Origin of the sequence: Streptomyces huasconensis, from assembly GCF_021028635.1 — a bacterium.
GTDB lineage: Bacteria > Actinomycetota > Actinomycetes > Streptomycetales > Streptomycetaceae > Streptomyces > Streptomyces huasconensis.
Window position 1 is genome coordinate 5,134,186 of record NZ_CP086119.1, and the last position, 12,586, is coordinate 5,146,771.

Here is a 12,586-nt window from a genome sequence, read left to right on the forward strand (position 1 = left end):
GAGGTCCCGCATGGCCACTCGCATCCTGCCCGCCGTCGGGGACATCGAGGCCGCCCGCGCGCTGTCCACCCTCACCGGACAGCTGCCCGACGCCGAACCGGCCCCGCCCGTCGGCGACTCCACCGCGCTGCTCGACACCCTCGCGCGGCTCGCCGCCGAGTCGGTCGACGAGCTTCCGGAGGTCGTCCTCGTCCACGAGCGGATCGGCCCCGTCCCGGCACTCGACCTCATCCGCGACCTCGTCCTGCGCTTCCCCGCCGTCGGCGTCGTCCTGATCACCGCCGACACCGGCCCCGCCCTCCTCACCGCCGCCATGGACTCCGGCGCGCGCGGCATCGTCGGCTTCCCCCTCGCCTACGACGCCCTCGCCGAGCGCGTCCAGGCCGCCGCCGCCTGGTCCTCCGGGATGCGGCGCCACCTCGGCAGCGGCGGAGGGCTCGAGCTGTACGGCGGCACGGGCGGGCCCGGGGCGCCCGGCAGCATGGGCACGATCGTCACCGTCAGCGGGGCGAAAGGCGGCGTCGGGGCCACCCTGGCCGCCGCCCAACTCGCCCTCGCCGCCCAGGCGTCGGGGCGTACCGTCGCACTCCTGGACCTCGACCTCCAGTCCGGGGACCTCGCCTCGTACCTGGATGTGCAGTTCCGCCGCTCGGTCGCCGACCTCGCCGCCATCTCCGACATCACCCCGCGCGTCCTGCAGGACGCCGTCTACACCCACGAGACCGGCGTCGCCATGCTCCTCGCCCCCGCCGAGGGCGAGCGCGGCGAGGAGGTCACCGACCGGGTCGCCCGCCAGATCCTCGGCGCCCTGCGCACCCGCTACGACGTCGTGGTCGTCGACTGCGGCGCTTACGTCACCGCCGCGAGCGCCGCCGCCGTGGAACTGGCCGACCACGCCCTGCTGCTCCTCACCCCCGACGTGGTGGCGGTACGGGCCGCCAAGCGGATGGTGCGCCTGTGGGACCGCCTCCAGATCCGCAAGGCCGAGGAGACCCTCACCGTCGTCAACCGCCACGGCAAGGGCGCCGAGATCCAGCCCTCCCTGGTCGAACGCGTCACCGGCACCCGGGTGGCCCGCACCACCGTGCCCGCCGCCTTCAAGGAACTCCAGGCCGCCGTCGACGCGGGCCGCGTGCAGGACCTCGACAGCCGCTCCTCGGTGAAGCAGGCCCTGTGGGCGCTCGCGGGCGAACTCGGCCTCGTCGACGCCGCGGCCGCGGGCGCGGCGAAGCGGGGCGGTCTGAGTCTGCGCAGGAGGGCGGTGTCGGGCGACCGGGGCGCCGTCACGCTCGAATTCGCCGGGATGTTCCCGCTGCTGCTCGCGGTCGTGGCGATCCTGTGGCAGTGCGCGCTGTACGGCTACACGTACTCCCTCGCGGGCAACGCGGCGGACGAGGCGGCACGGGCGGCCACGGCCGCGTACGCGGTGGGGGAGGACGGCGCCGGGGCCTGCTCCGAGGCGGCCCAGGAGCACCTGCCGGCCGCCTGGCAGGACGCGGAGGTGTCCTGCACGGACGGGGGCCTGGTGTGGAAGGCCCGCGTATCGGTGGACGTGCCGGTGTTCTTCCCGGGCTTCGACGCGGGGTGGCGTGTCGACGGTGCGGCGGGGGCGGCGAAGGAGGGGGAGGAGGGATGAGGCGACCGAGCGGGCATGGTGACCGCGGGGGGCTTCGCTGGTGGGGCGGCCGTGGTGGTGATCGCCGACGAGCGCGCCGCGGCGACGGCTGTGGTGATGACCGCCGGGAGCTTCGCCGCTGCGACGGACGCGGTGCTGACCGCTGGGGGCTTCGCCGCCGGGACCGCCGTGGTGCCGGCCGCGGCCGGCTTCGCCGCTGGGACGACCGTGGTGTCTCGATCCTCGAATTCGCCGGGTTCCTGCCGGTCCTGCTGCTCGTCGGGCTCGCCGCCATCCAGCTGGGCCTGGTCGGATACGCCGCCAACCAGGCCGGCTCCGGCGCCCGCGCGGCGGCCCGCGCGGCCTCGCAGGGCGACTCGGGGCAGGCGGCGGGCGCGGCGGCCATGGACGGCGGGCTCAGTTCCTCCATCGGGATCGGCGGCGGCGGGGACACCACGACCGCCACCGTGACGGTCGACGTACCGCTCCTGCTCCCCTTCGTGGGCAGCGGCTGGAGCGTCACCAAGGAGGCGACGATGCCCAACGACGAGGACCCCGCCGCGTACTGAAACCCCGTACCCGAGAAGGAGGTTGACGGACGTCATGAGCCTGCGCGACCGCGTGGCCCCCACCCACCAGACCGAGCCGAGCCGCGACGACGGCCTCGTCGCCGTCTACCGCTCCAAGCTCCTGGAGGAGATCGACCTCGCCGAGATGTCGTCGCTGACCGCCGCGGACCGCCGCGTCCGCCTGGAGCGCGTCCTCGGCCACATCATCAGCCGCGAGGGCCCCGTCCTCTCCACCTCCGAGCGCGCCCAGCTGATCCGCCGCGTCGTGGACGAGGCCCTCGGCCTCGGCGTCCTGGAACCGCTGCTCGCCGATGCCTCCATCACGGAGATCATGGTCAACGGCCCCGACTCGGTCTTCGTCGAGCGCGGCGGACGCGTGGAACAGCTCCCGCTCCGCTTCGCCTCCAACGACCAGCTGATGCAGACCATCGAACGCATCGTCTCCACGGTCAACCGCCGCGTCGACGAGTCCAACCCCATGGTCGACGCCCGGCTGCCCACCGGCGAGCGCGTCAACGTCATCATCCCGCCGCTCGCCCTGACCGGCGCCACCCTCACCATCCGCCGCTTCCCGCGCGCGTACACGCTGCCCGAACTGATCGGCCTCGGCTCGCTCGACGAGCACATGCTGATGCTGCTCGCGGCGTTCGTGCGGGCCCGCTTCAACCTCATCGTCAGCGGCGGCACCGGCAGCGGCAAGACGACGCTCCTCAACGCGCTCTCCGGCCTGATCCCCGCCCACGAACGCATCATCACCATCGAGGACTCGGCGGAACTGCAACTCCAGCAGGACCACGTGATCCGCCTCGAATCACGGCCCGCCAACGTGGAGGGCAAGGGCCAGATCACCATCCGCGACCTCGTCCGCAACAGCCTGCGCATGCGCCCCGACCGCATCATCGTCGGCGAGGTCCGCGGCGGCGAGACCCTCGACATGCTCCAGGCGATGTCGACGGGCCACGACGGCTCGCTGGCGACCGTCCACGCGAACACCGCGGAGGACGCGCTGATGCGCCTGCAGACCCTCGGCTCCATGTCGGAGGTGAACATCCCCTTCGAGGCGCTGAAGGACCAGATCAACTCGGCCGTCGACGTCGTCGTCCAGCTCGCCCGGCACAGCGACGGCTCCCGCAAGGTCTCCGAGATCGTGCTGCTCGTCTCACACGGGCGCCAGCAGTTCCGCATCGCCCCGGTCACCCGCTTCGTACCGCATCCGATCGGCGCCGACCGCGTCGTACGCGGCTCCTTCGAACACCTGCCGCTGCCGCGCGAGATCGCCGACAAGCTGTACGGCGCGGGAGAGCCGGTGCCGCCGGCGTACGGAGTGTCGGAGGCCGTCGACGTACTGAACACGAGGGAAGCGATCGGATGACCACACGGACGACGACGAGGGGAGCGGGCCGATGAACGACCCCGCGCTGCTCGCCCTGGGCGCCACGATCCTGACCGGCACGCTGGCCGTCGCGGGCGTCCACACGTACGCCTCCGGGCGCGCCCAGCGCCAGGCCCTCGTCGACCGGCTGGCGCTCGGGCCGGGCACGGGTGACGGCGGCCCGCCCGGCCGCTCGCGCCGCTTCGCCGCGGTGGACCGCCGCCTGCGCCGCACCCGCCTGGGCCGGGCCATCCACCTGCGGCTGTCCTCGACGGGCCTGGACCTCACCGCGGGTGAGTTCTTCACGTACGTCGTCGCCGTCGTCGCCGCGCTCTGGCTGCTGGCGGCGGCGGCACTCGCGCCCTTCTTCGGGCCGATCGCGGGGGTGGTGGCGGTGTGGGGCGCGGTCGCCTTCCTCAACTGGCAGCGCCAGAAGCGCATCGAGGCGTTCATCAACCAGCTCCCCGACGTGGCCCGCATCCTGGCCAACGCGACGGCGGCGGGCCTGGCCCTGCGCACGTCCCTGGCGATGGCGGCGGAGGAACTGGAAGCGCCGGCCGGTGAGGAACTGTCGCTGGTGGCCGACCAGCTGACGCTCGGCCGCTCCATCGACGACACCCTCGGCGAACTGGCCGAACGCCTCCCGTCCCGGGAGCTGATCGTCCTCGTCACGACCCTCGTCCTGTCCAACAAGGCGGGCGGCACGGTGGTCAACTCCCTGCGGAACCTCACCCAGACCCTGGAGGACCGCAAGGAGACGCGGCGCGAGGTCCGCACGATGCTCTCGGAGGTCCACGCGACGGCGTTCACGGTTCCGCTGCTGGGCCTCGGCTCGCTGCTCCTCATCAACTCCTCCAACGACGGCGCGCTGGAGCGGGTGACCGGCTCCCCGGTGGGCCAGACGCTGATCCTGATCTCCCTGGGGCTGTACGGGGTCGGCTTCTTCGTGATCAGGCGCCTCGGCAGGATCGAGGTCTAGGAATGGCGGATATCGCTGTGCGGGGAGGCGAGTTACGTTGCCGGGCTTGCTGCTAGCGGTGGTGATGGGCCTCGCCGTGGCCGGGGCCTGCCAGGGCGTGCGCATGTACCGCGCGGAGGCGAAGCTGCCCTCCGACCTGGCCATCGCCCTGGAGGTCGGCGCCACCCGCGTCTCGGCGGCGGGCTCGGCGGTGGACCGGCTCGGCATGCGCTTCGCGCCCCTCGTGCTGCGCCTGATGGGCCGGCGGCGCGTCGACGCCAAGCGCCGCCGCATCGACATGGCGGGCAACCCCGGGGGCCTGACCATCGACCGTTACGCGGCCCGGCGTGCGGTCTACGGCATCTTCGGAGTCGTCCTCGGCCTGGTGTTCCTCGTCAACGGCTCCCCGCTCTTCGGCCTGCTCACCCTCGCCTTCGGGGCGACGGCGGCGGACGCGCTGATCTGGCAGGCGGTCCGCGAACGCCGCGAGGTCATCGACCGCACGCTCCCCGACTTCCTGGACGTCCTCGCCGTCGTCGTCTCGGCGGGCCTCGGCTTCCGCCAGGCGCTGGACCGGGTGGCGGAGCGGTACGAGGGGCCGTGGGCGGACGAACTGCGCATCACGCTGCGCCAGATGGACATGGGCGTCAGCCGCCGCCAGGCCTTCGACGAACTGCGCCGCCGCAACGCGTCGGAGCAGGTCGGCCAGTTCGTCTCGGCGCTCCAGCAGGGCGAGGAGCTGGGCTCGCCGATCGCGGAGACACTCATTCAGCTGGCCACGGACATGCGGCGCACGGACGCGCAGAATTCGCGGCGCAGGGCCGCGAAGACCATTCCCAAGGCGACGATGGTGACGCTGGTCTTCATGCTCCCGGCCACGATGATTTTGATCGCGGCGGGCATGTTCCTCGGCTCGGGGTCGGACTTCGGTTCGATTTTGGGGCGCTGAGATGCGGCGTTCAGCAACTGTGCGAAATGGCTTCGCGGGTGCAATGCGGTGTGGGACAGTCGGAGTCGAGCGCACGGTTCGCGGGAGGGGACTTCGTGCATGGTGATCTCATCGAGAGGGAAGAGAATCCGCCAACTTCCGGACAGCGGGGTTCCGTCGCGCCGCCGCGCGCGCAGAGTTGCTGTCGGCAGTCGTCGAATCGGGTGGGAGAGAAGGGGCCGTCGTGCTGAAGGAACGCGTGCTCGGAGTCTGGGTCGACTGGACGGTGACTGTCGCTTCGCGGGTGCGGGGGAGGGGGCGGGATGCGGGGGCGGGGTTCGTGGAGTATGCGGGGCTCATGATTCTTATTGCGGGGATCTTCGTCCTGATCGACGGCTTGGGGCTGGACGGCCAGATCTCCGGAGCGATCCAGGATGCCGTGTCCGACGTGATCGGCGGCTGAGGCGCCTTTTAGACAGCGACAGCGGGCAGACTCTCCCTCTTTACATTTGGCTGACAGGCATTCTGCTCTTTATCGCGTTCGCCTTCTTCGCGTTCGCGCAAGCCGCGTCGGCTCGGAACGGTGCCCAGTCAGCCGCAGACGCGGCCGCCTTGGCGGCGGCGCAGGACGCCAGAGATGAACTCATGGATGGACTCGAACTGGCCATCGGTGAAGGTGGCGACTGGATCGACTGGTTGGCCGGGGACGAGTACACCGGTGGAGGGGCCCGTGGCGCGGCGGACGCACTCGCCGCGGAGAACGATTCCACGGTCATCGGTTTCGGGCCGACCGAAGTCAATGGTTATCCGGGTTTCCGCGCGGAGATCGAGACGACGTATACCGTCGGTGATTCGATCATCCCGGGCACGGAGAACCAGCACGCCAAGGCCGAGGCCACGGCCATCGTCAAACCGCGCTGTGACGTCGCTCCGTCGGTCGACCCGAAGAAGGCCGTGCAATTCGACTGTGACGGCGGAGAGTCCTTCGAGATCGACCCGGACGACTACCAACCAGGTGATCTACCGGATGCGTCCGTCCTCTTCTCTGTCCACTTGGCCGACTGATCGGCGATCGAGGAAAGAAGGAAGCCGTAGCGATGAGCATTCGACGATCCATGACGACGCGCAGGGCAATGACCGCTGTGGCGATCACGACTGGGTTGGTCCTCACGGTCGTCGGCTGCGGTGGTGGAGACGGAGGTGACGACAAGCCTGACGAGAAGTCGTCGCCCACATCATCCGGAAAGCGTGGCGAAAGCCCTGCCGAACAGGATCAGGACGGCCAAGGAGCAACGGACAAGGTGCTTGCCGAGGTGAAGGGAGAGGAGAACATCACCCTGACGGTCACCTCTGCGGTCCGCGACGCGGGCGGCTTTGTGACCGTCTCGGGCAAGGTGACCAACAACGGCGGAAAGTTCTGGGCCGCCGCCAACTGGCGTGGTGAGGAACGGGAGCTGAACAAGAACGGTTCCTCCGTGGCGGGCGCCAACCTGATCGACAACGAGGGCAAGAAGAAGTACCTCGTCCTCCGGGATACCGAGGGCCGGTGTCTGTGCACCAAATTCACCGGAGGCGTCAAGCCGAGCCAGACCGCCGACTGGTACGCGCAGTTCCCCGCACCCCCGGAAGACACCACCAAGGTCGACTTCCAAGTGGGTGCCATGCCCCCCGCCCCCATAGAACTCTCCGAGGGTGAGTAACCCATGACCCGCCCCCGCTCCCGCCCCTCCACGGCAACCGCCACCCTCACCGCCCTGCTCCTCCTCCTCGGCCCCGCCCCCGCCCTGGCCGACGACGAAGACCCCACCGCGCCCCCCGGCAGCACCACCACCTCCCCGCCCCCCGAAGTCGACTCCAACAGCCCGGGGCTGAAGCTGGCCGACGGGGCCACGCTCGCGCCCGCCAAGGTGCTGGACATCAAGTCCGTCGTCGAGGACCTCGGCGGTGAGGAGCGCCGCGAGGACACCAACACGGACGTCAAGTTCGCGCTGCAGGCGGAGGTCCTCTTCCCCAAGGACAGCGCGAAGCTGAACCCGGAGGCGAACGCCCGTATCAAGGCCATCGCCGAGGAGGCCAAGGCGCAGAAGGCGACGGACGTAAGGGTGTTCGGCTTCACGGACAACCTCGGCTCCTACGGCCACGGCAAGAAACTCTCCCGGCAGCGCGCCGAAGCGGTGCACGACGAACTAGCGGGGCACCTCGGCCCCGAGGTCACCTTCTCCGTACGCGGCTACAGCGAGGACTACCCGATCGCGGACAACGGCTCCGAAGAGGGCCGGAAGAAGAACCGCCGCGTGGAGGTCTCCTTCCCGCGCGGGACAACCGGCAACAGCAACGACACCAGCACCGGCACCAGTAACGGCAACAGCGTCAGCGACAGCGCGGCCACCAGCCCCGCCCTCTGACACTCCTCCCCGCCGCCGCCCCACCAAACCCGCCGTGCCGACCCGCAACCCGCGTGAACAAGAACCGCACCAATGCCACGATTGCCCCATGAACAACAGCCCCAGCCACCCCACAGAGCCCTCCGGCGGCGACCGCACCCCCTCACCCCGCACCTTCGACGACCTCGTCGCCGAAGCCGAGGCCGCGCCCACCGCCGGCTGGGACTTCTCCTGGTTCGAGGGCCGGGCCACCGAAGCGCGGCCCTCATGGCGCTACTCCGAGGCGATGGCGGAGCGCCTCGCGGCGGCGAAGGCCTCGCTCGACATCCAGACCGGCGGCGGCGAAGTGCTGGCCTCCGCGGCCACCCTGCCCCCGCTGGCCGTCGCCACGGAGGGCTGGCCCGCGAACGTCGCCAAGGCCACCGCCCTGCTGCACCCGCGAGGCGTGGCCGTGGTCGCCTCGCCCGAGGACGCCCCGCTGCCGTTCGCCGACGGCGCCTTCGACCTCGTCACCAGCCGCCACCCGGTCCAGGCCCGCTTCGCCGAGATCGCCCGCGTGCTACGCCCCGGCGGCACGTACTTCGCGCAGCACGTCGGGCCCGCCAGCGTCTTCGAACTCGTCGAGTACTTCCTCGGGCCGCAGTCGGCGGAGGTGCGGAACAGCCGCCACCCCGACTTGGAGCGCGCCGAGGCCGAGGCGGCGGGCCTGGAGGTCGCCGATCTGCGGGCCGAGCGGCTGCGGATGGAGTTCTTCGACATCGGAGCCGTCGTCCACTTCCTGCGCAAGGTGGTGTGGATGGTGCCCGACTTCAGCGTGAAGAAATACCGCCCGAGGCTGCGCGAGCTGCACGAGCGCATTCAGGCCGAAGGCCCCTTCGTGGCGCACAGCTCGCGCCACCTCTTCGACCTCCGCAAGCCCGCCCGGCCCATCTGACGCCCGCCGCCCCAAGGCCTCCATCCACTCCATCCATCCGTACGTCGAGAAGTAACGTGGTCCGCCACAGGAGTTGGTCGGTCGCAAGGAGACGGGCCGCGTACGCCTGCGGGCGCGACCCGCGATGGACGTCACCGGCCCCGGCACCGGCCCGGCACCGACAAGACCGCCCCGGCGAACAAGGCGAACAACGCGAACGAGGCGAACAGGACGGAGAACACCGCCTGATGGGGTGATCCGGGCAAAGTCCGCCTCCGTGCCGCACCGCCTCGCAAGCCCCAGACCGCCCCTCAAGCCCCAGAATCGAAGCCTTGATTCCGCATCGTTATCAATACTGGCTCGATCTGCCCCTAAGCGTCACGTAAGTTCAGACCAAGGCTAATTCACGTGAGCAAAGCCACGCGTGCGGTGCCGCGCGGTGGAGGGGGCCGCGCGGCGCCGCGAGCCGTCATTCCGGGCCGTGTACGGCGAGCCGTGTGCCCCGGCGCACGCCCCACCCGGCCAGCGACCCGGCCGCCGCCTCGATCACGTGCCGGGCCCGGGGGCGCGGCAGCCCGATCCGCCCCGGGCGCATCGTCCGAACGGACAGCACGCGCCACTCGCGGTCCAGATAGGCCACATCAACCGCGAACCGCATCCCCACGGTGTGCACGCACCACGCCGGCGTCAGCAGCAGCACCCCCGTGATGCCCCTGCGGCCTAGCAGTCCCCGCCGCCGGGCCCGCGCCGAGTCCGCGATCTCCACCGGAAGCTCCAGAGGGGCCGCCGCGGAGATCCCCGAGCCCTCCGCGGAGATCTCCCCGTCGGGCCCCGGAGGCGGGCCGAAGACCCTCAACGTCGCCATCCGGCGAAGTTACCGGCGCGCACACCCGGCGCGTCAAGCACGCGCCCCGCCGCCGGGTCCCCCATGTGGAGTACCGCCGCGCGCGGCCGAAACCCGCCGCAGAACCCCGGATTCCGCCCGGAGAACGGGCTCTCGGAGTCGTCGCGCGGTCTCGGAGAGTAGTTGTGGCACGCCGATGCACGCCAAATCCCTCACGAAGGGTTATGGTGGAAACCCCCCCTCGGGCCGGTCCGTCTCCCCCCCACGGACCGGCCCGTTTTTTTGTGCCCGCGTTCAAGCCGGGGCCGGGGGGCGGCAGGGCAAGATCCACTCCCCCGTTATGGTCAGGTGCATGTCTGACCACTTCCCCCCACCGCCCGGCGCCCCGAACACCCCGCAGCCGGGCCTGCCCGCGTACCCGGGCCCCGCGCAGGACCCCGGCCACGCCTACGGGCAGTACGGCTTCGCCCCCGGCCCGCAGGTGCCGCAGCGGATGCCCGGCGTCGTCCGCGCCGCGCAGATCGTCACCTGGGTCCTCGCCGGGCTCACCGTCCTCGGCTCGGCCATGCTGATCGCCGTGGTCAACCCCGAGACGGCGGGCGCCGCGCTCGGGGTGAACCTCTGCCTCCTGGTGACGGCCGGCATGGCCTTCCGCTTCGGAAGCGTCGGCAACGGCATCCGCGTCACCTGCATCGTCCTGATGAGCGTGCAGATAGCGATGGGCCTCGGCGGAGCGGCCAACGGCAACCCGGTGGGACTCCTGCCCCTGCTCGGCGCCGTCGCCGTCGTCGTCCTGCTCTCCCAGGGCGCCGCGGGCGCGTGGTTCAAGCGCCCACGCGCCCACAGCTGACCCGCGCGCCCACAACCGCTCCGACGCGCCTCAGCCCGCCCCCGAGCGCCCAAGCCCGACCCCGCGGCGCACACGTACACCGCATACGCCACGTACGCCGCCTCAGCCGCGCCCCGCCCAAATGTTCGTGCCCGGCGTCGACACCGCGAAGGTGTCGATAGCCGCCAGCTCCTCGTCCGTGAGCTTCGGCCCGGCCAGCGCCGCCACGTTCTCCTCCAGCTGCGTGACGCTCGACGCGCCGATCAGCGCCGACGTCATCCGCTCGTCGCGCAGCACCCAGTTGAGGGCGAGCTGGGCGAGCGACTGACCGCGGCCCGCCGCGATGTCGTTGAGGCCGTTCAGCCGGCGCACGACCTCATCGCTCAGCAGGTCCGGGTCGAGGGACTTGCCCTGCGTGGCGCGCGAACCCTCCGGGATGCCCTTCAGGTACTTGTTCGTCAGCAGGCCCTGGGCGAGCGGCACGAAGGAGATGCAGCCCATGCCCGCCTCCTCCAGCGTGTCGAGCAGCCCGTCCTCCTCCGTCCAGCGGTTGATCATCGAGTACGACGGCTGGTGGATGAGGGCAGGGACGCCCATCTCCCGCAGCAGGCGCGCCGCTTCGGCGGTCTGCTCGCTGTTGTACGAGGAGACGCCCACGTACAGCGCCTTGCCCTGCTGGACCGCGGACGCGAGCGCGCCCATCGTCTCCTCCAGCGGGGTCTCCGGGTCGAAGCGGTGGGAGTAGAAGATGTCGACGTGGTCGAGACCCATCCGCTTCAGCGAGGCGTCCAGCGACGACAGCAGGTACTTGCGGCTGCCCCACTCGCCGTACGGGCCGGGGTGCATGAGGTAGCCGGCCTTGGTGGAGATGACCAGTTCGTCGCGGTACGCGGTGAAGTCCTGCGCGAAGATCTTGCCGAAGTTCAGCTCCGCGGAACCGGGCGGCGGACCGTAGTTGTTCGCCAGGTCGAAGTGGGTGACGCCCAGGTCGAAGGCGCGGCGCAGGATCGCGCGCTGCGTGTCCAGGGCCTTGTCGTCACCGAAGTTGTGCCACAGGCCGAGGGAGACCGCGGGCAGCTTCAGGCCGCTGCGGCCCGTGCGCCGGTACTCCATCGAGTCGTAACGGCCCGGGGCCGCGCGGTACGAAGACGTGTCGTTCATGAGGAGAAGCTACTTCAGCGACCTGCGCGGAGACCGTCGGCGGCCGGGAACCGACCGCGTCACCCGGGCCCGACTTCGGCGGGCGGGCCCCGCAGCGGTAGGGTGTCGCCCTCGGGGACTGCCCTACGCACACCCCTTGAGACCACCATCTGCTGGAGGGGCTGACAGACGTGAACCTGCGCGACCTGGTGTACGGACTTTACGCACGCCGGGTGGAAGGCCGTCTCGACCACGCCCAGGTGCCCAAGCACATCGGGGTCATCCTCGACGGCAACCGCCGCTGGGCCAAGGCGTCCGGGGGGACCACCGCACAGGGCCACCAGGCCGGCGCGTACAAGATCGAGGAGTTCCTCGGCTGGTGCGCCGAGACCGACGTCGAGGTCGTCACGCTGTGGATGCTCTCCACCGACAACTTCGACCGGCCCGAGGAGGAGCTGACCCCGCTCCTCGGCATCATCGAGGCCACGGTCCGCTCGCTCGTCGCCGACGGCCGCTGGCGCGTGCACCACGTCGGCGCCCTCGACCTGCTGCCCGCCCGCACCCAGGCGGTCATGAAGGAAGCCGAGCAGGCCACCCACGACAACACCGGGATACTGGTCAACGTCGCCGTGGGGTACGGCGGCCGCCAGGAGATCGCCGACGCGGTCCGCTCGCTGCTCCTGGAGCACGCGGACAAGGGCACCAGCCTGGAAGAGGTCGCGGAGAGCGTCGACATCGACCTCATCTCCAAGCACCTCTACACCAGCGGCCAGCCCGACCCCGACCTGGTGATCCGCACCAGCGGCGAGCAGCGCCTGTCGGGCTTCATGCTCTGGCAGTCCGCCCACTCCGAGTACTACTTCTGCGAAGTCTTCTGGCCGGCGTTCCGCAAGGTCGACTTCCTGCGCGCGCTGCGCGACTACGCGGCCCGCCACCGCCGCTACGGCGGCTGACCCGCGTACCGCCCCTGAGGTCCGGGTCACCGGGAGTTAACCAACGCGTCGTCATATGCCCTGGCATGGCCGCGCTGGTTG

General features: G+C 71.0%; 14 protein-coding genes. 12 read left to right on the top strand and 2 right to left on the bottom strand.

Annotation, left to right across the window (positions count from 1 at the left end; genetic code table 11):
- The first annotated feature begins 10 nt into the window (after positions 1–10).
- From J2N69_RS23580 to J2N69_RS23625, 10 genes are all read left to right on the top strand, one after another.
- Positions 11–1,636, top strand: a complete 1,626-nt coding sequence (locus J2N69_RS23580; protein ID WP_230902515.1) for a CpaE/TadZ family protein — start codon at positions 11–13, stop codon at positions 1,634–1,636.
- A gap of 218 nt (positions 1,637–1,854) precedes the next feature.
- Positions 1,855–2,184, top strand: coding sequence for a TadE/TadG family type IV pilus assembly protein (locus J2N69_RS23585; protein ID WP_230904840.1), 330 nt, complete (start codon positions 1,855–1,857; stop codon positions 2,182–2,184).
- Between the two features lie 34 nt (positions 2,185–2,218).
- Positions 2,219–3,556: a CpaF family protein gene (locus tag J2N69_RS23590; RefSeq protein ID WP_230902516.1), complete on the top strand. Its 1,338-nt coding sequence runs from the start codon at positions 2,219–2,221 to the stop codon at positions 3,554–3,556.
- 31 nt (positions 3,557–3,587) lie between these two features.
- Complete coding sequence (locus tag J2N69_RS23595; RefSeq protein WP_230902517.1) at positions 3,588–4,535, top strand: type II secretion system F family protein; 948 nt, start codon at positions 3,588–3,590, stop codon at positions 4,533–4,535.
- A gap of 37 nt (positions 4,536–4,572) precedes the next feature.
- Positions 4,573–5,463 carry a DUF5936 domain-containing protein gene (locus J2N69_RS23600; RefSeq protein ID WP_269075628.1) on the top strand — a complete coding sequence of 297 codons (891 nt, stop codon included), beginning with the start codon at positions 4,573–4,575 and terminating at the stop codon, positions 5,461–5,463.
- 223 nt (positions 5,464–5,686) lie between these two features.
- Positions 5,687–5,905 carry a hypothetical protein gene (locus J2N69_RS23605; protein ID WP_230902518.1) on the top strand — a complete coding sequence of 73 codons (219 nt, stop codon included), beginning with the start codon at positions 5,687–5,689 and terminating at the stop codon, positions 5,903–5,905.
- On the top strand, positions 5,902–6,507 hold the full coding sequence (locus tag J2N69_RS23610; RefSeq protein ID WP_269075674.1) for a pilus assembly protein TadG-related protein: 606 nt from the start codon (positions 5,902–5,904) through the stop codon (positions 6,505–6,507). The genes J2N69_RS23605 and J2N69_RS23610 overlap by 4 nt, the downstream gene beginning before the upstream one ends.
- 32 nt (positions 6,508–6,539) lie before the next feature.
- On the top strand, positions 6,540–7,142 hold the full coding sequence (locus tag J2N69_RS23615; RefSeq protein WP_230902519.1) for a hypothetical protein: 603 nt from the start codon (positions 6,540–6,542) through the stop codon (positions 7,140–7,142).
- A 3-nt stretch (positions 7,143–7,145) separates the two neighbouring features.
- The gene (locus J2N69_RS23620; protein WP_230902520.1) at positions 7,146–7,847 is read left to right on the top strand and encodes an OmpA family protein; all 702 of its coding nucleotides are present in this window, start codon (positions 7,146–7,148) and stop codon (positions 7,845–7,847) included.
- 88 nt (positions 7,848–7,935) lie between these two features.
- Positions 7,936–8,760, top strand: a complete 825-nt coding sequence (locus tag J2N69_RS23625; RefSeq protein WP_230902521.1) for a class I SAM-dependent methyltransferase — start codon at positions 7,936–7,938, stop codon at positions 8,758–8,760.
- Positions 8,761–9,208: 448 nt separating this feature from the next.
- Here the strand turns inward: J2N69_RS23625 and J2N69_RS23630 are convergent, their stop codons facing one another.
- Positions 9,209–9,604: a DUF192 domain-containing protein gene (locus J2N69_RS23630; protein WP_230902522.1), complete on the bottom strand. Its 396-nt coding sequence runs from the start codon at positions 9,602–9,604 to the stop codon at positions 9,209–9,211.
- Positions 9,605–9,935: 331 nt separating this feature from the next.
- Between J2N69_RS23630 and J2N69_RS23635 the strand changes: the two genes are divergently transcribed.
- Positions 9,936–10,433: a hypothetical protein gene (locus J2N69_RS23635; protein ID WP_230902523.1), complete on the top strand. Its 498-nt coding sequence runs from the start codon at positions 9,936–9,938 to the stop codon at positions 10,431–10,433.
- 102 nt (positions 10,434–10,535) lie between these two features.
- On the opposite strand, the gene mgrA is transcribed toward J2N69_RS23635, so the two are convergent.
- A complete protein-coding gene (gene mgrA / locus J2N69_RS23640) occupies positions 10,536–11,573 on the bottom strand; it encodes an L-glyceraldehyde 3-phosphate reductase (RefSeq protein ID WP_230902524.1) in 1,038 nt (345 codons plus the stop codon).
- A 170-nt stretch (positions 11,574–11,743) separates the two neighbouring features.
- On the opposite strand from mgrA, the gene J2N69_RS23645 reads away from it, so the two are divergent.
- The gene (locus J2N69_RS23645) at positions 11,744–12,505 is read left to right on the top strand and encodes an isoprenyl transferase (protein ID WP_127909972.1); all 762 of its coding nucleotides are present in this window, start codon (positions 11,744–11,746) and stop codon (positions 12,503–12,505) included.
- Positions 12,506–12,586: the final 81 nt, after the last annotated feature.